Annotated in this window: 17 protein-coding genes; 16 read left to right on the top strand and 1 reads right to left on the bottom strand. The window is 70.9% G+C overall.

The genetic code is table 11. From position 1 onward, the window contains the following. Positions 1 to 10: 10 nt before the first annotated feature. The 14 genes from KCQ71_RS17935 to KCQ71_RS17870 are packed head-to-tail and all read left to right on the top strand — an operon-like array spanning position 11 to position 16927. Positions 11 to 568: a NuoB/complex I 20 kDa subunit family protein gene (locus KCQ71_RS17935; protein WP_223408430.1), complete on the top strand. Its 558-nt coding sequence runs from the start codon at positions 11 to 13 to the stop codon at positions 566 to 568. Beyond that, positions 565 to 1332, top strand: coding sequence for an NADH-quinone oxidoreductase subunit C (locus KCQ71_RS17930; RefSeq protein ID WP_223408428.1), 768 nt, complete (start codon positions 565 to 567; stop codon positions 1330 to 1332). Before KCQ71_RS17935 ends, KCQ71_RS17930 begins: the two co-directional genes overlap by 4 nt. Then, complete coding sequence (locus KCQ71_RS17925; RefSeq protein ID WP_223408427.1) at positions 1332 to 2690, top strand: NADH-quinone oxidoreductase subunit D; 1359 nt, start codon at positions 1332 to 1334, stop codon at positions 2688 to 2690. Before KCQ71_RS17930 ends, KCQ71_RS17925 begins: the two co-directional genes overlap by 1 nt. Beyond that, positions 2690 to 3529 carry an NADH-quinone oxidoreductase subunit NuoE gene (gene nuoE / locus KCQ71_RS17920; protein WP_223408425.1) on the top strand — a complete coding sequence of 280 codons (840 nt, stop codon included), beginning with the start codon at positions 2690 to 2692 and terminating at the stop codon, positions 3527 to 3529. The genes KCQ71_RS17925 and nuoE overlap by 1 nt, the downstream gene beginning before the upstream one ends. Next, the gene (gene nuoF / locus KCQ71_RS17915) at positions 3526 to 4830 is read left to right on the top strand and encodes an NADH-quinone oxidoreductase subunit NuoF (protein ID WP_223408423.1); all 1305 of its coding nucleotides are present in this window, start codon (positions 3526 to 3528) and stop codon (positions 4828 to 4830) included. The genes nuoE and nuoF overlap by 4 nt, the downstream gene beginning before the upstream one ends. Further along, entirely contained in the window at positions 4827 to 7493 is a 2667-nt protein-coding gene (locus tag KCQ71_RS17910) for an NADH-quinone oxidoreductase subunit G (protein WP_223408421.1), read from the top strand. Before nuoF ends, KCQ71_RS17910 begins: the two co-directional genes overlap by 4 nt. Beyond that, positions 7490 to 8902, top strand: coding sequence for an NADH-quinone oxidoreductase subunit NuoH (gene nuoH, locus KCQ71_RS17905; protein ID WP_223408419.1), 1413 nt, complete (start codon positions 7490 to 7492; stop codon positions 8900 to 8902). The genes KCQ71_RS17910 and nuoH overlap by 4 nt, the downstream gene beginning before the upstream one ends. Continuing rightward, positions 8895 to 9704: an NADH-quinone oxidoreductase subunit NuoI gene (gene nuoI / locus KCQ71_RS17900; protein WP_223408417.1), complete on the top strand. Its 810-nt coding sequence runs from the start codon at positions 8895 to 8897 to the stop codon at positions 9702 to 9704. The genes nuoH and nuoI overlap by 8 nt, the downstream gene beginning before the upstream one ends. Continuing rightward, positions 9701 to 10537 (top strand): NADH-quinone oxidoreductase subunit J, encoded by an 837-nt coding sequence (locus KCQ71_RS17895; protein ID WP_223408415.1) that lies wholly within the window; start codon positions 9701 to 9703, stop codon positions 10535 to 10537. The genes nuoI and KCQ71_RS17895 overlap by 4 nt, the downstream gene beginning before the upstream one ends. After that, positions 10534 to 10833, top strand: a complete 300-nt coding sequence (gene nuoK / locus KCQ71_RS17890; RefSeq protein WP_156741505.1) for an NADH-quinone oxidoreductase subunit NuoK — start codon at positions 10534 to 10536, stop codon at positions 10831 to 10833. The genes KCQ71_RS17895 and nuoK overlap by 4 nt, the downstream gene beginning before the upstream one ends. A gap of 9 nt (positions 10834 to 10842) precedes the next feature. Continuing rightward, positions 10843 to 12753, top strand: coding sequence for an NADH-quinone oxidoreductase subunit L (gene nuoL / locus KCQ71_RS17885; protein WP_223408413.1), 1911 nt, complete (start codon positions 10843 to 10845; stop codon positions 12751 to 12753). Between the two features lie 15 nt (positions 12754 to 12768). Further along, a complete protein-coding gene (locus KCQ71_RS17880; protein WP_223408411.1) occupies positions 12769 to 14355 on the top strand; it encodes an NADH-quinone oxidoreductase subunit M in 1587 nt (528 codons plus the stop codon). Beyond that, positions 14352 to 15926 (top strand): NADH-quinone oxidoreductase subunit NuoN, encoded by a 1575-nt coding sequence (nuoN, locus tag KCQ71_RS17875; RefSeq protein WP_223408409.1) that lies wholly within the window; start codon positions 14352 to 14354, stop codon positions 15924 to 15926. Before KCQ71_RS17880 ends, nuoN begins: the two co-directional genes overlap by 4 nt. 8 nt (positions 15927 to 15934) lie before the next feature. Then, a complete protein-coding gene (locus KCQ71_RS17870) occupies positions 15935 to 16927 on the top strand; it encodes a polyprenyl synthetase family protein (RefSeq protein ID WP_223408774.1) in 993 nt (330 codons plus the stop codon). Between the two features lie 253 nt (positions 16928 to 17180). On the opposite strand, the gene eccCa is transcribed toward KCQ71_RS17870, so the two are convergent. Beyond that, complete coding sequence (gene eccCa / locus KCQ71_RS17865) at positions 17181 to 21170, bottom strand: type VII secretion protein EccCa (protein WP_223408407.1); 3990 nt, start codon at positions 21168 to 21170, stop codon at positions 17181 to 17183. Positions 21171 to 21403: 233 nt separating this feature from the next. Between eccCa and KCQ71_RS17860 the strand changes: the two genes are divergently transcribed. Both KCQ71_RS17860 and KCQ71_RS17855 read left to right on the top strand, forming a co-directional pair. Then, positions 21404 to 22816, top strand: coding sequence for a hypothetical protein (locus KCQ71_RS17860; RefSeq protein ID WP_223408405.1), 1413 nt, complete (start codon positions 21404 to 21406; stop codon positions 22814 to 22816). Between the two features lie 37 nt (positions 22817 to 22853). Continuing rightward, positions 22854 to 24638, top strand: coding sequence for an RDD family protein (locus KCQ71_RS17855; protein ID WP_223408403.1), 1785 nt, complete (start codon positions 22854 to 22856; stop codon positions 24636 to 24638). Positions 24639 to 24734: the final 96 nt, after the last annotated feature.

The raw sequence follows: 24734 nt of genomic DNA, 5'->3' as shown, positions 1-24734 counted from the left end.
GACGTAGATCATGGGACTTGAAGAGAAGCTTCCCTCGGGGTTCGTGCTGGGCAAGGTCGAGGATCTGGTCGGTTGGGTCCGGTCCTCCTCGATGTGGCCGGTCACGATGGGCCTGGCCTGCTGCGCCATCGAGATGATGGCCGCCGGCACACCCCGGTTCGACCTCGCCCGGTTCGGCATGGAGGTGTTCCGCGCCTCCCCGCGACAGGCGGACCTGATGATCGTGTCCGGCCGGGTCAGCCACAAGATGGCCCCGGTGCTGCGGACGGTCTACGACCAGATGGCCGACCCGAAGTGGGTCATCTCGATGGGTGTGTGCGCCTCCTCGGGCGGCATGTTCAACAACTACGCGATCGTCCAGGGCGTGGACCACGTCCTGCCCGTCGACGTGTACCTGCCCGGTTGCCCGCCCCGGCCCGAGATGCTGATCAACGCCATCCTCGAGCTGCACAAGCAGGTCATCAAGGGTGGGCCGCTCGGTGAGCACCGGGCCGAGATCAACCGCGCCGTCGAGGCCGCGGCCCTGGACGCCGTCCCGACGCACGAGATGAAGGGGCTGCTCGCATGAGCGGAACCACCGGACCGGGCTCCGAGCCCGTCATCGACCCGGCGACCGAGGCACAGGAGGCGGGCTCCCAGCAGCTCGTCCAGCGGCCGGGGGGCGCCAAGCCGCTGGACATCATCGACGTCCGCAAGGGCATGTTCGGTGTCGAGGGGTCCGGCGACACGTCGGGGTTCGGTGGGCTCGAGCGCACGATTGCCCTGCCGGGGCCCTCGGAACGGCCCTACGGCGGCTACTTCGACGAGGTCGCGGACATCCTCGCCGAGGTCCTCGGCGAGGCGGGCGTGAACTACGACGACGCCGTCGAGAAGGTCGTCATCTTCCGCGATGAGATGACCCTGTACGTCGCGCGCGAACACCTACCGATCGTCTCGCGGTCGCTGCGCGACGACCAGGACCTGCGGTTCGAGCTCTGCCTGGGCGTCAGCGGGGTGCACTACCCCGCGGATTCCGGACGGGAGCTGCACGCCGTCTACCCGCTGTTCTCGGTGACCCACAACCGGACCATCCGGCTAGAGGTCGCCGTCCCGGACGCGGACCCGCACATTCCGAGCGTGGTGGACATCTACCCCGCCAACAACTGGCACGAGCGCGAGACCTGGGACTTCTTCGGCATCGTCTTCGACGGCCACCCGAGCCTGTCCCGGATCGAGATGCCGGACGACTGGCCCGGCCACCCGCAGCGCAAGGACTACCCGCTGGGTGGCATCCCGGTGGAATACAAGGGCGCGACAGTACCCGCGCCCGATGAGCGGAGGGCCTACAACTGATGGCTGCCACCTTCCCGCAAGCAACGCGCGGCGCCGGCCCGGCCGGCACCGAGGGCGTCCACGAGTTCACCGCCGCCGGCGGTGACTGGGACGAGATCAGCGCCGAGGCCGAGCGCCTCGGTGACGAGCGGATCGTCATCAACATGGGTCCGCAGCACCCGTCCACGCACGGCGTGCTCCGGATCGTCCTGGAGATCGAGGGCGAGACGGTCACCGAGGCACGGGCGGGTATCGGGTTCCTGCACACCGGCATCGAGAAGAACATGGAGTTCCGCACCTGGACCCAGGGCGTGACGTTCTGCACCCGCATGGACTACGTCGCCCCGCTGTTCCAGGAGGCGGCCTACTGCCTCGCCGTCGAGAAGCTCCTCGGTATCACCGACGACCTGCCCGAGCGGGCCACGCTGATCCGCGTCCTGATGATGGAACTGAACCGGATCAGCTCGCACATCGTGGCGATCGGGACGGGCGGCAACGAGCTCGGCGCCACCACGATGATGACCATCGCGTTCCGTGAGCGTGAGGAGATCCTGCGGATCTTCGAGGCGATCACCGGCCTGCGGATGAACCACGCCTACATCCGCCCCGGCGGGGTGGCCCAGGACCTCGCGCCCGGCACCACCCAGATGATCCGGGACGCGATCCCGAAGATCCGGGACGGCATCGGCGAGCTCGAGAAGCTCACCCTCGCCAACCCGATCTTCATCGGCCGCCAGAAGGGCGTCGGCATCCTGCCGCTCGCCGGCGCGATGGCACTCGGCACCGCGGGGCCGATGCTGCGTTCAGCCGGCGTGCCGTTCGACCTGCGCCGTGCGCAGCCGTACTGCGGCTACGAGAACTACGACTTCGACATCATCACGGACACCGGCGCGGACGCCTACGCCCGCGTCGTGGTCCGGTTCAAGGAGATGCGCGAGTCGCTGAAGATCGTCCAGCAGGTGCTGGACCGTCTCGAGGCCCAGGACCGCAAGGGCAAGCAGCCGGTCATGGTCGCGGACAAGAAGATCGCGTGGCCGGCGCAGCTGTCCGTGGGTAGCGACGGACAGGGCAACTCCCTGGAGCACATCCGCCAGATCATGGGCACCTCGATGGAGGCCCTGATCCACCACTTCAAGCTGGTCACCGAGGGCTTCCGGGTCCCGGCGGGCCAGGTCTACCAGCAGATCGAGCACCCCAAGGGGCCCCTCGGCGTGCACCTGGTCTCCGACGGTGGCACCCGGCCCTACCGGGTGCACTTCCGGGACCCGTCGTTCAACAACCTGCAGTCGCTGTCGATCCTCTGTGAAGGCGGCACCATCGCCGACGTGGTGATCTCGGTCGCCTCGATCGACCCGGTCCTGGGAGGGGTGGACCGCTGATGGTCACCGACAACCGTGGTTACGCGCCCGACGTCCGGGCCCGACTCACCGCCGACGCGGACCAGATCCTGGCCCGCTACCCCGAGGCCCGCTCGGCCCTGCTGCCGCTGCTGCACCTGGTGCAGTCCGAGGACGGCTACGTGAGCCCGGCCGGGATCGCGTTCTGCGCGGACGTGCTGGACCTCAGCCGCGCCTCGGTCTCCGCCGTCGCCACCTTCTACAGCCAGTACAAGCGGCGCCCGAACGGTGAGTACACCGTGGGGGTGTGCACCAACACGCTGTGCGCAGTGATGGGCGGAGACGCGATCTTCGACCGGCTCTCAGAGCGGCTGGGCATCGGCCACGACGAGACCACCGAGGACGGCCGGATCACCCTCGAGCGGGTCGAGTGCAACGCCGCGTGCGACTACGCGCCCGTGATGGTCATCAACTGGGAGTTCTTCGACAACCAGACCCCCACCTCCGCGGTGGACGTGGTGGATGCCCTCCTCGAGGGGCGACCCGTGACGCCGACCCGCGGCGCGGACACCGTCGCGACGTTCCGGGAGGTCTCCCGGGTGCTCGCCGGGTTCGAGGACGGTCGTGCGGACGAAGGCGTGGGCGCCGGCCCGGCCACCCTGGTCGGCCTGGAGATGTCCCGCGCCAAGGGCTGGACCGCCCCGGCGGCGGCGTCCGGCGAGACGGCCGAGCCCGAGGACGCGGCAGGGCCCGACGCGCAGGCGGCCGGCACCGAACAGGTCGGCGACACCGGCTCCAGCGCCGAACGCGAGGAGACCACCCCCGCGGACGAATCCGCGGAACCGGTGACCAAGTCCGAAGAGAAGGGCTCGAGCGAATGACCACCCTGGCGCCGATCCTGAGCGACATCTGGGACGCACCCCGGTCCTGGACGCTGGCGACGTACACCGAGCACCAGGGCTACGACGCCTGGCGCACGGCCATCCAGACCGACCCGACCGACCTCGTCAACGCCGTGAAGGACTCCGGTCTGCGCGGCCGTGGCGGGGCCGGGTTCCCCACCGGGCTCAAGTGGAGCTTCCTGCCGCCGCCGGACGGCGGCCCCCGCTACCTCGTGGTCAACGCCGACGAGTCCGAGCCGGGCACCTGCAAGGACATCCCGCTGATGCTGGCGAACCCGCACTCCCTCATCGAGGGAGTGGCGATCACATCCTTCGCGATCGGCTCCAACCACGCGTTCATCTACCTGCGTGGCGAGGTCGTGCACGTCTACCGTCGCCTGCTCGCTGCCGTTCGTGAGGCACGCGAGGCAGGCCTGCTCGGCACGAACATCCTCGGCACCGGCTACGACCTCGAGGTCACCGTGCACGCCGGCGCCGGCGCCTACATCTGCGGGGAGGAGACCGCCCTCCTGGACTCCCTCGAGGGCCGCCGCGGCCAGCCCCGGCTGAAGCCGCCGTTCCCCGCCGTCGCCGGCCTGTACGCCCGGCCCACCGTGGTGAACAACGTCGAGTCCATCGCGAGCGTGCCCACCATCGTGCGCAACGGCGTGGACTGGTTCACCTCGATGGGCACCGAGAAGTCGAAGGGCCACGGCCTGTTCTCGCTCTCCGGGCACGTCACCCGGCCGGGTCAGTACGAGGCCCCGCTCGGCATCACGTTCCGCGAGCTGCTCGACATGGCCGGCGGAGTCCGGGACGGACACTCCCTGAAGTTCTGGACGCCGGGTGGCTCGTCCACCCCGATTCTGACCGCGGAGCACATGGACGTCGTCATGGACTACGAGTCCGTGGGCGCCGCCGGCTCGATGCTCGCGACCCGGGCCATCCAGGTCTTCGACGAGACCACCTCGGTGGTCCGGTGCGTGTCCCGCTGGACGGACTTCTACCAGCATGAGTCCTGCGGGAAGTGCACCCCCTGCCGCGAGGGCACGTTCTGGCTGAAGCAGATCCTGCACCGCCTGGAGGCGGGCAAGGGCACCGAGTCCGACGTCGACCTGCTGCTGGACGTGGCCGGCAATATCGAGGGCCGGTCCTTCTGCGCCCTCGGGGACGCCGCCGCAACTCCGATCAAGAGCGCCATCAAGTACTTCCGCGAGGAGTTCGAGCAGGGCGTCCACACGCCCGCCTGGGAACTCTTCCCCTACGAGGCCAACGCGGCCTTCTCCGGAGCGACTGCATGACCGCCACCACCAACGAATCGTCCTCGGCCGTGGCACCGGTCGAGGAGATCACCCTGACCATCGACGGCCTCGATGTCAGCGTGCCCAAGGGCACCTTGGTGATCCGCGCAGCCGAGACCGTGGGGATCCAGATCCCGCGGTTCTGCGACCACCCGCTGCTCAAGCCGGCCGGTGCCTGCCGCCAGTGCCTGGTGGACGTCGCCACCCCCGACCGCGAGGGCAACCTGCGGGCGATGCCGAAGCCGCAGGCCTCCTGCACCATCGAGGCGACGCCCGGCATGGTCGTGAACACCCAGCACACCTCGCCGGTGGCGGAGAAGGCCCAGCGGGGCCAGATCGAGTTCCTGCTCGTCAACCACCCGCTCGACTGCCCGGTCTGTGACAAGGGCGGTGAGTGCCCACTGCAGAACCAGGCCATGAGCAACGGGGCCGCGACGTCCCGGTTCGTCGACATCAAGCGCACGTTCCCGAAGCCGATCAAGATCTCCACGCAGATCCTGCTGGATCGTGACCGCTGCATCCTGTGCCAGCGGTGCACCCGGTTCTCGGACGAGATCGCCGGCGACCCGTTCATCGACCTGCAGGGTCGCGGCGGCGGCGAGCCCGGCGGCCACGGCCACGGACTGCCGGCCCAGCAGATCGGCCGGTTCGACGAGGCCATCCTGGAGTACACGCCCAGCGGCGAGCAGGCCCCGAACGAGACCCAACGCACCGACGACGTCGTCGGCCCCTACGGCCAGGCCGGCGTGCTCTCCAGCGTTGCCGGGAGCATCGGCGCAGCCCTTGAGGACACCTCCGGCCGCCCGTTCGCCTCGTACTTCTCCGGCAACACCGTGCAGATCTGCCCGGTCGGAGCCCTCACCTCGGCCGCGTACCGGTTCCGGTCCCGGCCGTTCGACCTGGTCTCGACGCCCTCGATCGCCGAGCACGACGCCTGCGGCTCCGCGATCCGCGTCGACCACCGTCGCGGTGTGGTGATGCGCCGGCTCGCCGGCGACGACCCCGCTGTCAACGAGGAGTGGATCACCGACAAGGACCGGTTCGCGTTTGCCTGGCAGACATCCCCGGACGTGCTCACCGCGCCCCTCGTGCGCGATGAGGAGACCGGTGAGCTCGTGCCCACCAGCTGGTCGGAGGCCATCGCCCTGGCCGCCGAAGGGCTCCGCAAGGCGCTGGACGGCGCCGGTGCGGCAGCGCTCCCCGGTGGTCGCCTGACCCTCGAGGACGCCTACGCCTGGTCCAAGTTCACCCGCGTGGCGCTGGGCACCAACGACGTCGACTTCCGGGCCCGGGTGCACTCGGCGGAGGAGGCGGACTTCCTTGCCAGCCGCGTCGCCGGCGCCGGCATGGACGTGATCTTCGGCGACCTCGAGCGCGCGCCCCGGGTGCTGCTCGTCGGGCTCGAGCCCGAGGAGGAGGCCGGCACGATCTTCCTGCGGCTGCGCAAGGGCATGCTGGCCGGCCGCGTGCGGGTCACCACGATCGCGCCGCTCGCGACCCGCGGCTCCACCAAGCTGCGCGCCGAGGTCGTCCGCACCGCACCGGGTGACGAGCCCGCCGTCCTGGACGCCCTCGCCGGCCTGACCGACGCTGCCGGTACGTCCTCCGGTGACCTCTCTGAACTCAAGGCTGCGCTGGCCGAGCCCGGCACCGTGGTGCTTGCGGGTGAACGGCTCGCGGGTGTGCCCGGGGCCCTGTCCGCGTTGGACCGGCTGCTCACCGCGACCGGCGCCCGGTTCGCCTGGGTGCCGCGCCGCGCCGGCGACCGCGGCGCCGTCGAGGTCGGTCTCCTCCCGGGCCTGCTGCCCGGCGGACGCCCGACGGCGGAGGCTGAGGCCCGCGTCGACGTCGCCGGAGTCTGGGGTGTGGGCACGCTGCCCGCCGCACCGGGCCGTGACCTGACCGGGATCCTGGACGCCACCACGAGCGGAGAGATCGACGCCCTCCTCGTGGGTGGCATCGACCTCGCGGACCTGCCCTCGCCGGCGGACGCCGAGGTGGCGCTCGCCGCGGCCGGCTTCGTGGTCCAGTTGGAGGTGCGCCGGTCCGCGGTGACCCAGCACGCCGATGTGGTGCTGCCGATCGCGCCGTCCGCGCACAAGTCGGGCACCTTCCTGAACTGGGAGGGCCGTCCGCGCCCGTTCGGCCAGGTGTTCACCACCAGCGCGCTCACCGACTCACGGGTGCTCGGCATGCTCGCCGACGCCCTCGAGGTCGACCTGGGCACCCGCACCCTCGAGGAGATCCACCGCGAGCTCGCCGAGTTCGACGGCTGGGAGGGCCCGCGCACCGCCGCCCCGTCGGTCCCCGCGGCGCCCGCTCCAGCGCTCGAGGCCGGCCAGGCGCGGCTTGCGACCTGGCGCCTGATGCTCGACTCGGGTCGCGGCCAGGACGGCGAGCCCCACCTCGCCGGGACCGCGTACCGTCCCGTCGCGCTGCTCTCGCCGGCCACGGCCACCGCGCTCGGCATCGCCGAGGGCGGTCGGGTGCGGGTCAGCGGAGCAGAGGGTGACATCGTCCTGCCGGTCCTGCCGACGCCGATGGGCGACGACGTGGTCTGGTTGCCGCAGCACTCCCCGGGTTCGTCCGTGTACCGGACGCTCGGGGTCACGGCCGGTGCCGCGGTGCGCCTGGCCGCCGTCGACGCGGAGGTCGCCCGATGAACACCAACCTCGCTCCCATCCTGGCCCGGAGCACCGGGGCCGCGGACTTCAGCAACGACACGATCTGGGTGTCGGTGCTCAAGGCCGTCGCGATCCTGCTGTTCCTGCTGCTGTCGGTGCTGTTCGCGCTGTGGTTCGAGCGCCGCATCATCGCCCGGTTCCAGCAGCGCCTCGGCCCGAACGTGCGCGGCCCGTTCGGGCTGGTGCAGTCCATCCCGGACGCCTTGAAGCTGATCCTCAAGGAGGACATCACCGTCAAGGCCGCGGACAAGGTGATCTACGTGATCGCCCCGGTCATCTCGGTGTTCTGCGCGTTCATGATCTATGCGGTCATCCCGTTCGGCCCGGAGGTGACGATCCCGTTCACGGACTTCGTCACCCCGCTGCAGCTGACCGACCTGCCCGTCTCGATCCTCTACATCCTCGGGATCACCGGGCTCGGCGTGTACGGCATCGTGCTCGGTGGCTGGTCCTCGGGCTCGACCTATCCGCTGCTCGGCGCGGTGCGTTCCACGGCTCAGATCATCTCCTACGAGCTCGGGATGAGCCTGGCCCTGGTCAGCGTGCTGCTGGTGGCCGGCTCGATGTCCACCTCCGAGATCGTGAACTCCCAGGAGAACCTGTGGTGGGCGTTCGCGCTGCTGCCGGCGTTCGTGGTCTATCTGATCTCCGCGTTCGGTGAGGTGAACCGGCTGCCGTTCGACCTCCCGGAGGCCGAGGGCGAGCTCGTCGCCGGCTACCAGACCGAGTACTCCTCGATGAAGTTCGCCTGGTTCTACCTGGCCGAGTACATCAACATGCTGAACGTGGCCGCCGTCGCGACCACCGTCTTCCTGGGTGGTTGGCGGGCACCTTGGCCGCTCGTGACGCTGTTCGGCGAGGGCGTCGACCAGGGCTGGTGGGGCTTCCTCTGGTTCATCCTGAAGATCTGGCTGTTCATGTTCCTGTTCGTCTGGGTGCGCGCCACGCTGCTGCGCTTCCGTTACGACCAGTTCATGGCGTTCGGCTGGAAGGTGCTGATCCCGGTCGCGCTGGTCTGGCTCGGCCTGGTCGCCGCCTTCCAGGGCGTGCGTCACTTCACCTCCTTCGACCCCACTGCGATCGACGTCGGCGGGCTGTCCCTGCGCACCGTGCTGTTCGGCATAGCCGGGATACTCATCATCGTCACGATCGTCATGTACCTGATCCCGGACCGGGAGGCCAAGCCCGCCGTGGAAGGCAAGGCGGCCACGGGCACGGCCGGCACCGACACCACGACCGACGAGCCGTTCGACGCGTTCGCCGGCGGCTTCCCGGTGCCGCCGCTGCCGGGTCAGAAGCTGCCACCGTCCAAGCGGCGCGCCCGGGTGACCACCCCGGCCGCGCCCGCCGAGGACGAGACCACCGACGAGGAGAAGACCGATGGCTGAGCAGGGCAAGGGCAAGAAGCCCGCGCCGGGCAAGGGCCGTGGACAGGGTCGGCCGGCCCAGCCGAAGCGACCCGCCGCCGGCCGCACGCCCGCGCGGACAGCTGGGACCAGTACCGGCAAGGCGCCGGCGAAGGCCGCCCGGCCCCGCGTCGAGAAGTTCGACGTGGATTCCGATGTCTCCAAGAGTGGCCTCGCGCAGTTCTTCGCCCCGGTGGCGGGCTTCGGCGTGACGATGTCCACGCTGTTCCGCCCGGTCGTGACCGAGCAGTACCCGTTCGAGAAGAAGCCGACCGCGCCGCGCTACCACGGCCGTCACCAGCTCAACCGGCACCCGGACGGGCTGGAGAGGTGCATCGGCTGTGAGCTGTGCGCGTGGGCCTGCCCCGCGGACGCCATCTACGTCGAGGCCGGCAACAACACCCCGGAGGCGCAGTACTCGCCGGGGGAGCGGTACGGCAAGGTGTACCAGATCAACTACCTGCGTTGTATCTTCTGCGGGCTCTGCATCGAGGCCTGCCCCACCCGGGCGCTGACGATGACGAACGACTTCGAGCTCGCGGGCACCACGCGGGAGGGGATGATCTTCGACAAGGACACCCTCCTGGCCCCGATCCGGTCGGGGATGCTCGCTGCCCCGCACCCGATGGTCGCCGGTCTGAGCGACGCCGACTACTACCGAGGTGACGTGACCGGACCCACCACCGAGCAGGTGGCCTGGGTCTCCGACCGTCGCCCCGACGACGAGAGCCTCGAGTCGGCCGCAGCCGCAGCGGCGCGAGGTGCCACGGGAGACGGGAAATGAGCCCCTTGGAGATCTCGACCGGTGAGGCGGTCCTGTTCTGGGTGCTGGCACCGCTGATGGTGGCGGGTGCGCTGAGCCTGCTGTTCGCCAAGCGTCCCGTGCACATCGCGGTGAGCATGGCCGGGGTGATGATCGGCCTCGCGATCATGTACATCATGTTGGAGGCGCCGTTCCTCGGCGTCGCCCAGATCGTCGTCTACACCGGCGCCGTCATGATGCTGTTCCTGTTCGTGATCATGCTTGCCGGTGTCGACTCCTCCGAGTCCCTGGTCGAGACGATCAAGGGGCAGCGCTGGATCGCGGTGGTCGGAATGCTGGGCCTGTTGGTCCTCGTCATCGCTGTGGTCACCCGGGCCACTCTGCCGCCCGCCGTCGGGCTGGCGGAGGCCAACGCGGACACGAACCCTGTGGGCGTCGCCCGACTCATCTTCGGTGACTACATCTTCGCGTTCGAGCTCACCGCGGCACTGCTGATCACCGCCGCCGTCGGCGCCCTGGTGCTCAGCCACCGCCGCCGGCTCAGCCCGAAGATCGGCCAGAAGGAACTCGCCGAGGCGAAGTTGGCGGCCTACGGCAAGGGTGGTTCGGCCGAGGGTGTCACCCCGCCGGCCGGCCCCGGTGTGTACGCCCGCCACAACAGCGCCGACATGCCCGCCCTCGACGCCGCCGGGATCCCGATCGACAGCTCGGTCGTCACCGTGCTGCGGGTCCGCGGGCAGGAGGCCGAGGCGGCCGACCTGGACTCCGACCGGGTCGCCCGGATCGCCACCGGTGAGCCGATGGTGCCCGAGATCGCACCCGCGACCGAGACCACGAAGGAGAACGAGGAATGAGCCTGGTCAACTACCTGGTGCTCTCGGGGATCCTGTTCTCGATCGGGTCGATCGCGGTGCTGACGCGTCGCAACGCGATCGTCGCGTTCATGGGCGTCGAGCTCATGCTGAACGCCGCGAACCTCACCCTGGTCACCTTCGGGCGGCTGCACGGCGACCTGCACGGCCAGGTGATCGCCTTCTTCGTCATGGTGGTCGCGGCCGCCGAGGTGGTCATCGGGCTCGCCATCATCGTGTCCATCTTCCGAACCCGCGGGTCTGCGTCGATCGATGACGCCAACCTGCTGAAGAGCTGAGGGGCCCACGTGGACACCTTGAACCTGGCATGGCTGCTCATTGCCATCCCGCTGGTGAGCTCAGCAGTCCTGCTCCTGCTCGGCCGCGCCTCCGACTCCTGGGGGCACTGGCTGGGGGTGCTCGCCTCGGCGGCCGCCGCCGTCCTCGCGATCGTCATCCTGGTGCAGCTGCTCGGACTGGCCGCCGATGACCGGGTCGCCAATGTGCACCTCTTCGACTGGATCACGGCCGGGGACCTGACCGTCTCGGCGGGTCTGCTCGTGGACCCGCTCTCGGTGACGTTCGCCCTCCTGATCACGTTCGTGGGCACCCTGATCCACATCTACGCGGTCGCCTACATGTCCCACGACGCCGACCGCCGCCGCTTCTTCGCCTACCTGAACCTGTTCATCGCGGCGATGCTGGTGCTGGTCCTCGCGGACTCCTACGCGCTGCTCTTCCTCGGCTGGGAGGGCGTGGGCCTCGCGTCCTACCTGCTCATCGGGTTCTGGAACCAGAACACGGAGTACGCGGTCGCGGCGAAGAAGGCGTTCGTCATGAACCGGGTCGGTGACATGGGGATGCTGGTCGCGATGATGGCGATGTTCGCCACCTTCGGCGCCGTCGACTTCGAGACCGTCTTCGGTGCCGCGAGCGGCGCCGGCCAGGGTGCGATGACGCTGATCGGCCTGATGCTGGTCCTCGCCGCCTGCGGTAAGTCCGCGCAGTTCCCACTGCAGGCCTGGCTCGGCGACGCGATGGCGGGCCCGACCCCGGTCTCCGCGCTCATCCACGCCGCCACCATGGTCACCGCCGGTGTCTACCTGATCGTCCGCTCCGGTCCGATCTTCGAGCACACCCCGACGGCGCAGCTCGTCGCGGCCATCATCGGTGCGGTCACGCTGTTGTTCGGTGCGATCGTCGGTTGCGCGAAGGACGACATCAAGAAGGTCCTCGCGGCCTCCACGATGTCCCAGATCGGGTACATGATGCTCGCCGCGGGCCTGGGCCCGATCGGCTACGCGTTCGCGATCTTCCACCTCATCACGCACGGCTTCTTCAAGGCCGGCATGTTCCTCGGGGCCGGCTCGGTGATGCACGGCATGGGCGACGAGGTGAACATGCGTGGCTTCGGGAACCTCAGCAAGTACATGAAGGTCACCTGGATCACGTTCATGGCGGGCTGGCTCGCCATCATCGGGATCCCGCCGTTCTCCGGGTTCTGGAGCAAGGACAAGATCATCGAGTCCGCGTTCGTGGGCGAGGGCTGGCAGCCCTGGGTGTTCGGCACGGTCGCCCTCGTCGGCGCCGGGATCACCGCGTTCTACATGTCCCGCCTGTTCTTCATGACGTTCCACGGCAAGGCCCGCTGGAACGACGGCTCGAACGAGGCGCCCGGCCCGGAGCGGCACCCGCACGAGTCGCCGGCGCTGATGACCGTGCCGATGATCGTGCTCGCCGTCGGAGCCATCGCCCTCGGTGGCGTGCTCTCCATCGGGGACACGTTCGTGTCCTGGCTCGAGCCGGTGACCGGTCACGTCGAGCACCACGAGCCGGTGCTGCCGGTGCCCGTGATCATGGCGAGCACGATCGTCCTGGTCCTCATCGGGGCCTTCCTCGCCTGGCGCCAGTACGCGGCCTCCGCGGTCCCGGTGACGCCCCCGGCCGGGACGGTGCTCACCCGCGCCGCCCGCGTGGACCTCTACCAGGACGCGGTCAACGAGGGCGTGTTCATGCGCCCCGGCCAGCACCTGACCCGCACCCTGGTCTACACCGACACCGCCGTCGTCGACGGCGCGGTCAACGGACTCGGGTCCGGAACCCTTGGCTGGGGAGAAAGACTGCGTCGGCTGCAGAACGGCTTCGTCCGTAGTTACGCCGCGGTGATGCTGATCGGTGTCATCGGTGCCCTTGTCGTCGTCCTCGCCTCGCGAGTCTGAGTCGGAGAGAAACTGATGCCTACTCAATTCGCGGACCTGCCCTGGCTGACCATCCTGATCGTGGCGCCGACCGTCGTGGCCGCGCTGATCTGGTTGGTCAAGCCGCTGCGCCGGGCCGCCCGCCCGATCGGGCTCGTCACGAGCGTCCTGGTCCTTATCGGTGTGGCCCTGATGGCTAGCGCGTTCGACGCCTCCGATGCCGCAACCGTCCAGTTCACGCAGACCCACGACTGGATCGCGCCGCTCGGCGCGAGCTACGCCGTCGGGGTCGACGGGATGGGGCTGACCCTGGTCGCCCTCGCCGCGCTCCTGGTGCCGGTGGTGCTGATTGCCGGCTGGAACGAGGTCAAGCTGCCCAGCGGCATCGCCTCGGACCGTGCCGACAACGCGCTCGCCTACCGGCAGGCCGGCTTCGTCGCGCTGATCCTCGTGCTCGAGTCGCTCATGATCGCGGTCTTCGCCGCCCGGGACCTGTTCCTGTTCTACGTGATCTTCGAAGCCATGCTGATCCCGGTGTACTTCCTCATCGGGGTCTACGGCGGGCCGAACCGCCGCGCCGCGGCGCTGAAGTTCCTGCTCTACTCCCTCGCGGGCGGGCTCGTCATGCTGGCCGGCGTCATCGCCGTCTACTTCCAGACCGACGGCGGCCCCGGCACCTACCTGCTGGCGAACCTCACCGACATCGCCGCAGACAACCCCACGCTGCAGATGTGGCTGTTCCTGTCCTTCTTCATCGCGTTCGCGGTGAAGGCGCCGATGTTCCCGGTGCACACCTGGCTGCCGGATGCCGCCGCACAGGCCACGCCCGGGACGTCCACCCTGCTCGTCGGGGTGCTGGACAAGGTCGGTACGTTCGGAATGATCGTGATCTGCCTGCCGCTGTTCCCGGGGGCGGCCGCCGCGGCCGCGCCGGTGATCATCGTGCTGGCGATCATCTCGATCATCTACGGCGGCCTCGTGGCCATCGGCCAGAACGACCTGATGCGGATGATCGCGTTCTCCTCGGTGTCCCACTTCGGGTTCATCGTGATGGGCGTGTTCGTCGGCACGCAGACCGCACTGGTCGGCGCGATGCTGTACATGGTCGCCCACGGGGTCACCATCGCCGCCCTGTTCCTGATCTCCGGGTTCCTCACCCAGCGCGGTGGCAGCCAGGACATGCGCACCTACTCGGGGATGCAGCGCGTCACCCGCGTGCTCGCGGGCACCTGGCTCTTCGCCGGCCTCGCCTCGCTCGCACTGCCGGGCCTGAGCGGCTTCGTGCCGGAGTACCTCGTGCTCCTCGGCAGCTTCGAGGCGCACTGGGCGTACGGCGCGTTCGCCGTGATCGGCGTGGTGCTCTCCGCCCTGTACATCCTCCTTGCCTACCAGCGGGTGTTCACCGGCCCGGTGCCCGAGGCGGGGGCACCGGTCGAGCTGGCCGGTGCGGCCCTCGACGTACCGGAGCGCGCAGGTCTGAAGGACCTGACCGGGCGGGAGAAGTGGGCCGTGGTCCCACTCGCCCTCGCCGTCCTCTTCCTCGGTCTCTACCCGGCCCCCGTGCTGGAACTCCTCTCCGGAGTCGCTGACCAGTTCGCCGCGATCCTTGGGAGCGCCTCATGAACCAGTTCGTCCCGCCCGAGATCGACTGGGCCGCCCTGAGCCCGGTCCTGATCGTGCTCGGCATCGCCGTGATCGGGGTGCTCGTCGAGGCGTTCGTCCCGGCCCGGGTCCGGCGCGCCACCCAGGTCGTGCTCGCCGTGGTGGGTGTGGGTGGCGCCCTGGTGGCCGTGGCGTGGCGCTGGGTGGTCGTCCAGGCGGACGGCCCGACGGCGTTGGTCGCCGGCGCACTCCGGGAGGACGCTCCGGCGCTGCTCGCCCAGGCGATCCTGCTCGTGTGCGCGTTCGTGGGTCTGCTCGTGATCGCGGACCGGTCCTCCGGTGAGGACGCGTTCGCGCCATCGGGGGCCGCGATCCCCGGCTCGGCCTACGAGGCGGAGGCCCGCAGGGCCGGCCTGGTACAGACCGAGGTCTTCCCGCTGACCATGTTCGCCATCGGCGGCATGCTCGTGTTCCCGGCCGCCGCGGACCTGCTCACCCTGTTCATCGCGCTCGAGGTGCTCTCCCTCCCGCTGTACCTGCTCGCCGGACTGGCCCGCCGCCGTCGGCTCCTCTCGCAGGAGGCGTCGCTGAAGTACTTCCTGCTCGGCGCGTTCTCCTCGGCGTTCTTCCTGATGGGTCTGGCGCTGCTGTACGGGTACTCCGGTTCGGTGCGGTTCGACGCGGTCGCCACCGCGGTTCCGGCCACCTCCGGCATGGACGGCATGCTGCTCGCCGGCGTGCTGCTGGTGATCGTCGGGCTGCTGTTCAAGGTGGGCGCCGTGCCGTTCCACTCCTGGGTGCCGGACGTCTACCAGGGCGCCCCCACCCCGGTCACCGGCTTCATGGCCGCCTGCACGAAGATCGCCGCATTCGCCGCGCTGCTGCGGTTCTTCTACGTGGTCGCCCCAGGGCTGCAATGGGACCTGACCGTGGTGCTCTGGATCGTCGCGATCATCACCATGGTCGTCGGCACCGTGCTCGCGGTGGTGCAGACGGACATGAAGCGGATGCTCGCGTACTCCTCGGTGGCACACGCCGGGTTCGTGCTTCTCGGCGTCATCGCGCTGGTGCCGAGCGGGATCTCCTCGGTCCTGTTCTACCTGCTCGCCTACGGCCTGGCCACGGTCGGTGCGTTCGGCCTGCTCACGCTGGTGCGGGAGCGGGACGCCGACGGCAACGTCACGGGCGAGGCTCTGCACCTGTCCCAGTGGGCCGGTCTGGGCCGGCGCCACCCGGTGCTGGCGGTGAGTTTCACGCTGTTCCTCATCTCGTTCGCCGGTATCCCGCTGACGGGTGGCTTCATCGGGAAGTTCGCGGTCTTCGGCGCGGCCATCGAGGGTGGCGCCTGGCCGCTCGTGGTGGTCGCCGTGCTCGCCAGCGCGGCCGCGGCGTTCTTCTACGTGCGGGTCATCGTGCTCATGTTCTTCACCGAGCCCACCGGCACCGACGCCGACCCCGGCACCACCGTGGTCCGCACCGAGGGCCTGACCGCCGTGGCCGTCGTGGTGTGCGCGATCGGCACCGTTGTGCTGGGTGTGGTGCCCGGCCCGATTCTCGACCTTGCGGCGAATGCCACTAAGTTCATGCTGTGACCTCTTCGATGCTCCCGCTCGGTGACCCCGAGCTGGAGACCCAGATCGCAAGCGAGCTCGACGAGATCGAGCGACGCCTGGTGGCGGCCGCCCGCACCGCGGACGCCTTGGTCTCCGCACCCGCGAACCACCTGCTCGCAGCCGGTGGCAAGCGGCTGCGGCCGGTCCTGGTGCTGCTCACCTCGCAGTTCGGGTCCGGCGTGGACGACGCGGTCCGGCAGGCCGCCGTCGCCACCGAGCTGACGCATCTGGCCACGCTCTACCACGACGACGTGATGGATTCCGCCCCGCTGCGCCGCGGCGCCCCGAGCGCCCACGAGGTGTGGGGCAACTCGGTCGCCATCCTCACCGGGGACCTACTGTTCGCGCGAGCCTCCCAGCTGGTCTCCGAGCTCGGACCGGTGGCCGTGCGGATCCAGGCGGACGCCTTCGAACGGCTGGTCCTCGGTCAGCTGCACGAGACCCTCGGCCCCGCACCGGACGAGGACCCGGTGGCCCACTACATCAGCGTGCTCGCGGACAAGACCGGATCGCTGATCGCCGCCGCCGCGCACTACGGGACCCTCTTCGCCGGGGCGGGCGACGACGTCCGCGCGGCCACCGTCGCCTACGCCGAGAAGGTCGGGGTCGCCTTCCAGCTCGCGGACGACGTCATCGACCTCGCCTCCGATGCCGAGACCACCGGTAAGGCCCCAGGCACGGACCTGCGCGAGGGGGTGCCCACAATGCCGGTGCTGCTGCTCCGGGCGCGTGCCGCGGCGGGCACGCTCGACCCGGAGGGACGGCGCCTGCTCGCCGATCTCGACGGCGACCTCGGCTCCGACGAGGTCCTCGCCGACGTGCTGGCGCGCCTGCGCGCACACGACGTGGTCACGGAGGCCCGCGCGCTTGCCCGGACCTGGTCCGCCGACGCCGTCGCCGAGCTCGATCCGCTGCCCGAGTCCAAGGCCAGGTCCGCGCTCCAGGCGTTCGCCGGCCTCCTGGTCGACCGCCTCGCCTGAGCCCGACGCGGCTCTGTGCCTGGGCCCGACGCGGCTCTGTGCCTGGGCCCGACGTGACGGCTGCCTGGGCCCGACGCGGCCCGTGCCTGCGCCCGCGCCCCTCGTGCCCCGCGTTTGGCCCGACGCTGCGCTGAGCTCGCACCTCCCGACCCTGAGGTAGCACACACCGATGTGCGATTTCGGCACTGCTGGTACGGGGTCGATCACCCGGCGCGCTCAGGTGGTCGGCCTCATCAGGGTCGGTGGGGCGCGCTCAGGTGGTCGACGGGGAGTCGGCCAGCTGCACAACCTGCAGGCCGTGCTCGCGGCTGACGAACTGACCACGCCCGGGCTCGCTCGGGCTCGGCTTCGCGGTTCCGACGAGGGCACCCTCGTCCTTGCTGCCGGACAGCACCAGGCCCGGCGCGGCCAGGTCCCGCAGCGCCTGCAGCACGGGCTCGTACATGGCCCGGCCGGCCCCGCCGGTGCGCCGGGTGATGTTCAGGTGCAACCCGACGTCGCCCGCCTGGGCGAGCAACGGGATCAGCGGGCTGATCGGGTTCCCGGTGGACGTGGCGACCAGGTCGTAGTCGTCGACCAGCACGAACACCTCGGCGCCGCTCCACCAGGACCGAGCCCGCAGCTGCTGCGGGGTCACGTCGGGTCCGGGTAGCCGGCTGCGCAGGTACTCGGCGATGCCCGCGATCTCGCCGGCAGCCTGGTCGGCGGTCGTGAAGTAGCCGGCCAGGTACTCCTCGGGGATCTCGGCCAGCAGGGACCGGCGGTAGTCGACCACGAAGATCTGGGCCTGCTTCGGTGTGTACAGGCGCTGCACCTCGCGGGCGATCCCGCGCAGCAGCCCGGACTTGCCGGAGCCGGAGTCACCGAACGCGTAGAAGTGCGCGTCCTGGCGGGGGTTGAGGCCCACCGGACCCAGCGCGGACTCGTTGATGCCGAGCAGGATCTGGTCGGCGACGGGCGTGCCAGCCGCCAGGTCGCGGACCTCCTCGAGGGTGATCAGCTCCGGCAGCAGACGCAGCTTCGGGGGCGGTGGTCCGGTCCAGGCCGCGTTGACGGTCTCGATCAGGTGCTCCACGCCGCTGCCGAGGGTGTTCGCCGAGCCGTCGCCGTCGATCCGGGGCAGGGACGTGAGCACGTGGTGTCGGGAGACGACGAGGCCGCGTCCGGGCCGGTCCTTGGGCACGTTCGCGGCGACCTTACGGTCGATGTCGGAGTCCATCGGGTCGCCGAGCCGTAGCTCCAGCTTGGTGCCGAAGACGTCCTTGACCTGGGTGCGGAAGTCGATCCAGCGGTTCGTCGTGGCGATCAGGTGCATCCCGAACGTCAGGCCGCGCCCGGCGAGCGCCTGGATCTCCATCTCCATGCCGTCGAACTCGGCGCGCAGGGTCGACCAGCCGTCGACGATCAGGAACACGTCCCCGTAGCCGTCGTCCGCGCGGCCCTCGAGGCGGCGCTGCCGGTAGGTCTCGATGGAGTCGATGCCCTGCTCGCGGAAGTACACCTCGCGGGCGTTCACGATGCCCTCGAGTTCGGCGAGGATCCGCCGCACCACATCGGGTTCGCTGCGGGTCGCGACCCCGGCCACGTGTGCCAGGGAGGCCATCGGCGAGAACGTGCCGCCGCCGAAGTCCATCACGTAGAACTGCACCTCGAGCGGGCTCTGCGTCAGGGACAGGCCGGTCACCACAGACCGGGCCACGGTCGACTTGCCGGACCGCGGTCCGCCGACGATCGCCATGTGCCCGCCGGCGCCGGACAGGCTCAGACGCAGGGTGTCGCGGCGCTGTTCCAGCGGTCGGTCGACGATGCCCAGCGGGAACGTGAGCGCGCTCGCGCCCCGCCAGGCCGCGGAGATCAGGCCGAGCGCCGGGTCGGCGGCCAGGTCCGGCATCATCTGGTCGTAGGTGAACGGCACCTCCAACGGCGGCAACCACACCTGGTGGGCCGCCGGACCCTTGCCCCTCATCCGGTCGACGGCGATGTCGAAGGTGACCCGCTTCTCCTCGGGCTCGTTGGTCGACGGTGCGAGATCCGGTTCGTCGTCGCTGTCGAGGGAGAGCACCGGGGCGGCCGTGAACGCCTCGATCCTCGCCTCGGCGACGGACCCGGACGGGCCGCCCACGGATCGCCGTCGGGCCTTCGGCGGAGCCGAGACGTACGCCGCGCGGAACTGGATGAGCGTGGACGCGTCCGACTTCAGGAACCCGTGACCACCGCCGCCCGGGAGCTCGAACGCATCCGGCACGCCGATGACCGCCCGGGAGTCCGCACCGGAGAATGTCTTCAGGCCGACCCGGTAGCTCAGGTGGGACTCCAGGCCGCGCAGCTTGCCCTCCTCGAGCCGCTGGGTGGACAACAGCATGTGGATCTGGAGCGAGCGCCCCAGCCGCCCGATCGCGACGAACAGGTCGGCGAACTCGGGCTTGGCCGAGAGGAGCTCGGAGAACTCGTCCGCGACGATGAGCAGCGCGGGCAGCGGCGCGAGGTCGCTGCGACCACCCTTGCGGGCCTTCTCGTAGTCGGCCACGTTGGCGAAGTTCCCACTGGCCCGGAGCAGCTCCTGGCGACGCACCATCTCGCCCTTGAGGGCGTCCTGCATGCGGTCCACCAGGGTCAGTTCCTCGCCCAGGTTCGTGATGATCGCCGAGACGTGCGGCATGTCCGCCATCCCGGCGAACGTGGCACCACCCTTGAAGTCGACCAGCACGAAGTTCAGGTCCTCGGAGGAGTGCGTCAGCGCCATGGCGAGCACGAGGGTGCGAAGCACCTCGGACTTGCCGGACCCGGTCGCACCGATCAGCAGGCCGTGCGGGCCCATGCCCTGCTGCGCGGACTCCTTGATGTCCAGCGCGAGCGGCTGGCCCTGCGAGGTCAGTCCGATCGGTACCCGGAGCCGGTCCCGGGGCAGGCGCGGCGCCCAGGCGACGGCAGGGTCGAAGTCGCGCACGTCCGGCAGGCCGAGCAGGTCGGTCAGCTCCGCCGAGACCGTCGCCTTCGGGGCACCACCCTCGTCGGATCCCTCCACGAGCAGCGGTGCCAGCCGGCGCGCGGTGGCCTCCGCCTCCGCGATGCTCATCTGGTCGGCCATGCCGCGCTGAGGCGGGAATCCGCGCTGGAGCACCTGCATCGGGGTCAGGCCGGCCTCGGCGCCGGCACGGATCGTGGCGTACAGCTGGACCCGCATCGTGTTGCGGCTGGACAACTCCTCCCAGGTCTCCGGGAGGTCCAGGACGGTGACGCCCATGACACCTTCGGGGCTGACCAGCGGGTTGCCGCCGGGGATGTGCCCGCCGTCGACCACGACCAGCACGTGCGGCCCGTCGAACTCGCCGTTGCGCTGGAACCGGCCGCGCTCGTGGATGCCCTTCGGGAGCAGGGCCTCGATGTCGGCGTAGGTCTCGCCGATCATCCGGGCCGGCCCGACGGCGTCCCGTTCGTGGGTGGAGTGGGCATGGGGCAGCCACTTCACCCATTCCCACTGCGGCAGTGCGTCCGGTGCGGCCACCACGGCGATCTGGAGCAGTTCGGGGGCCACGAATGTGGCCAGGTGGCTGATCATGGCTCGGGCCAGGGACTGGGACGGCTCGGCCGATCCCGCGAGCTCCACCCGGGCGACCGTGCGGATGTCGACGCCGAGGGGGAGCGAGGGCTGGTTCGCGTGGGTGACCAGGAACCGGTGCGCGGCGGACGCGGAGACCGGGTCGAGCTGGGCCAGCGGGGACGTCTGCGGCGGCTCGAGGGTCAAGGACAGGGGTTGCGTGGACCGTCCGATCCGGGTGCGCAGCAGATTCTGCTCGCCGCCCAGCCGCTCCCAGACCCGGGCGCCCTCCTCGGCCACCACCGGCAGCGCCGCCGGGTCCGGCATGAGCCACTGGGTGTGGTGCCGCTGACGCTTCGCAGCCCCGCGGACCGTGGTGCGCATCTCGGACAGGTAGGCCAGGTACTCACGCCGGGCCGAGACCACGTCCGCGGTGTGTTGGGACTTCTGGCGCCAGATGTTCATTCCGACCATGGAGAGCGCCATGAACAGGAACATCCCACCCATGAGGAAGGTTCGGCCGCTCGGGCCGCCCTGGCTGAAGGTCAGGACCGCGATGGACCCCATCGACCCCAGCATCGGCAGGGCGGTGGTGAGGGTGTTGCTGGCGCCCTCCGGCTTGATCAGCTCCGGTGGTGGCTGCAGCGGCAGTTGACCGGTGGGAACCTTCGGCGGCGCAAGGCGTGAGGCCGGGCCTGCGGACATGCATGACTCCTCGGGTGCTGGTGGCCGGTCCAGCCTACTGGGCCGATCCCGGAGCGCGGCGGGCGGGACCCGGGGACACCCGGCGCCCCGATGGGCACATCAGCCCATTCCGGGACGTCGGAAGGGTGGTCGGCGGGCGAACCGATGGAGCGAGGTGGCTACTATGGCGGGAGTCAGCAGGCACCGGTGGACCCTGCCACCAGGCCCACCGATCGGAGCGCACCGGGGGGACAGTGAGCACCACCGCACCGGCTCGCCTCTTCCTCGCGGTCGTCGACGGCGACGAACGGGCGGACATCTCCGTCTCACCGGACGCGCTCGTCGGTGAGGTGCTGCGCGCGCGGGGTGCGGACCCGGACCGGGTGCTGGCGGTGTCCTCCTCGGGCGCCGTCCTCGATCCCGACCACGCCATCGGGCGACATCTCGGCAACGGCAGCGTGCTCTGGTTGGTGACCGGCGATGCCGCCGGGTCCACCGACGGGCCCGACGGGCCCACCCGGAAGAGGAAGCAGGCGATGCGGCGGCGCACGCCCGCCGGCAGCGCGGGCTGGCTGGCGTGCATCGCGGTCACCGCGGCGTGCGCCGTCCTGGTCGTGACCCACTCCATCTCCGTCGGATCGGGCGCCGGTGTGCTCACCGACCCGTTCCGGTACGCCGTCGCCGCACTGCTCGGAGCCGGTGCAGTGGCGCTCGCGGTACGCCGCAGCGGAGATCAGGGTGGGACCACGGTGGCCGGCTCACACCTGGTCGACGAGACGATCCTCGGCCCGATCCTCGCGTTCACGGCCGGCTTCCTGCTCGCGCCACCGGACGCGTTCGCGGTGCTACGGCTGGCCGTCGTGATCGGCCTGGTGGCAGGTGCCTCGATGGCCGCGCTCAGGCTTGCGGTGAGCACCTACCACCAGGACCCATCTACGTCCGTGGCGTCGGTGCTCACGATGGCCTGGGTGGTGCTCGCCGTGCTGTTCGGGCTGGCCCTCATCCTCGACCTGCCCGTGCACGTGGCCCCCGCCCTGATCCTCGGCGTGGTGCCCCTGATGCTGCGCGCCATGCCGAGCGCGTCGATCGCCGTCCCCGACGAGCAGTTGCTGGATCTGTCCTTCGTGGCCCGCACCGCCGCGTCGGTGCGCGGGCGGGCACCGCGGCCACCGGGGCGGGTGCAGTGGCTGCAGGTCGAGCGCACGGTGCGGTACGCGGAACGTCGCAAGGCAGCCGGGCTCGCGGTGGCGAGTGCACTCGTGATGGTCATGGCGCCGCCCGTGCTTGCGGCGTACGAACCGGGCACCATCACCGGTTGGGCCACGCTCGCGCTGTTCGCGTTCCTGGTGATCACGCTCGGCCTCGGTCCCCGCTCCTACCGTGGTGTCATCGAGAAGTCCGCCCCACGGTTCGCGCTGCTGGTGCTGCTCATCGAGATCGCGCTCGCGGCCCGGGTGACACCGGACGCGGGCCTGTGGTCCCTGGTCGGGATCGGCGGGGGCCTCGGCATCGCGTTGCTGACCATGGCCATCGTGACCGGCTGGCGCTCGGTGAAGTGGTCGCGTGCCGGTGACATCGTCGAAGGGATCGCGATCATCTTCGTGATGCCTGCGGCGCTGCTCGCCGCCGGGGTCATCGAAGGTCTTCAGACCGTGGCCGCCGGATAGACTGCCGCGGGCAGGCAAGCGGATTGAGGGGACGTTGATGTCGGTCGAGGTAACCGAACGCCCGACCTGGGCGGTCCAGAACGGCGCTGGCGGGTCCGCGCCGGATCCGGCACGCGAACCATCCGGCCGGCGGGTGGCGTCCGGGGTGCTCCGACGCCTCGCCGCGTACGCGGTGGACCTGGCTGCCGTCGCCGCGCTCGTCGCGGCCGTCTACCTGCCCACCCGCAGCCTCGTGCTCGGCGGCATCGTCGGAGCCGAGGCGATCGGTGCCCTGGTGCTCTGGGAGGCGCGGACCGGGCGCACGCTGGGCAAGAGTCTCCTCGGGATCAGGGCCGCGCGGTCCGACGGCCCGTACGCGCCCGGACTGGGCCGGGAACTGATCCGGGCCGCCCTGCTCGGGGTCGCACACCTGGTGGCGTTCGTGGGTCAGTTCGTGCTGATCGCGACCGCCGCCGCGGACCGGTCCGGTCGCGGCCAGGCGCTGCACGACCGGGTCGCCCGCACCGCCGTCCTGGACCTGCGTCCCGACGCGGTCGGCAAGCCGGCCCCGGTGCCAGGGCTCGCGCCGATGCCCTCGACGCAGGCATTGCCGGGCGGGATGGCCGGCGGCCGCGATGGCGGCGCCCAGGGCGCGGCGCCGACCGGTGTGCCGGCGTGGGCCGCGCAGGGCGCCCCGACTGCCACTCCCGCCGGGTACGCCCCCGGCAGCGCCGCGGCGTCCGCCCAGGGCACGCTGGGCGCCGGCCCCCTTGCGGCACCACACCAGCAGGCTCCGCCCGCGGCGCCCGGCCCCGCCCCGGTGGCACCGTGGGAACGGCCACGGGGACCGGTGCCCGCCCAGGCAGGTCCGCCGGTCCAGGCAGGGCCGTCGGCCGGGCACGGGCCGTCGGCCGGTGGCCCGTCGGTGCCGTCGTCGCAGCCGCCGCGACCAATGGCCCAGGGCGGATCGGCGTCGGGGGCCCCATGGGCGGCCGCGCCGCCGCAGTACGGGCAGCAGGCGCAGCAGGGCGCCCCTCGCCCACAGGCGGGGCCCGGTGCCCCGCACGGCCAACCTCCGCAGCGGCCGACGCCGCAGGGCCGGGCGCCGCAGCAGGGCCAGCCCACTCAGCAGGGGCACGGGGCTCAGCACGGCCAGGCGCCGCAGCACGGTCAGGCGCCGCAGCACGGCCAGGCGCCACCCCAGCAGTACGGTCGGCCCGCCGGTTCGGAGCAGCGGAGCCCGGCCGGGGGAGCAGCGGCGGGCGCCGGGTACGCACCCGCGCAGGGCCGGCCGGCCCAGCCGGAGCCCGAGAGCCGTCGGGCCCGCCGGGTCGCCGAGGCGGCGGCGCCGGAGGCTCCCGGCCAGCCGGGCGCGGCAGCCGCGGCGTCCGCGCAACTGCCGGAGCACACGTTCTATCCGCGCGCCGTCGAGCCGGCCCGAGTCCCGGGCCTCACCGACGCACCCGCACCCGGTGGGGGTCCCGAGCGGCGTGGCGGTGCGCCGTCCGCGGTGTACGTCCTCACCATGGACGACGGCGCGACCGTCACCGTGACGGGGCCCGGCCTGCTCGGGCGCCGTCCGCAGGCGCCGGCGGGGGAGCGGTACGACCACCTCGTCGCCATCGATGACCCGGGCCGCTCGCTCTCCCGAACCCACGCCCGGATCGGGATCGAGGACGGCGAGCTGTGGGTGGAGGACCGCGGCTCGGCGAACGGCACGTTGGTCGTGGCCGCTGACGGCACCCAGACGCGGGCGTTCCCCGGCAAGCGGGTCATGGTCCCGGAGGACGGATCGATCGAGCTCGGTGAGCGCGTCATCACCGTCGCCCGCTGGGAGAGCTGAGCCACCAGCGACAGGCCGGTTCCGATCGGCCGGTTTCCGGGACCCCCCGCCCACCCGTCGGCGCCGATGATCGGCGTGGCGTCGCCGTGCCGCCGA

Source organism: Occultella gossypii (genome assembly GCF_019947135.1).
Classification (GTDB): domain Bacteria; phylum Actinomycetota; class Actinomycetes; order Actinomycetales; family Beutenbergiaceae; genus Occultella; species Occultella gossypii.
This window is presented reverse-complemented; position numbering and strand designations above follow the sequence as displayed.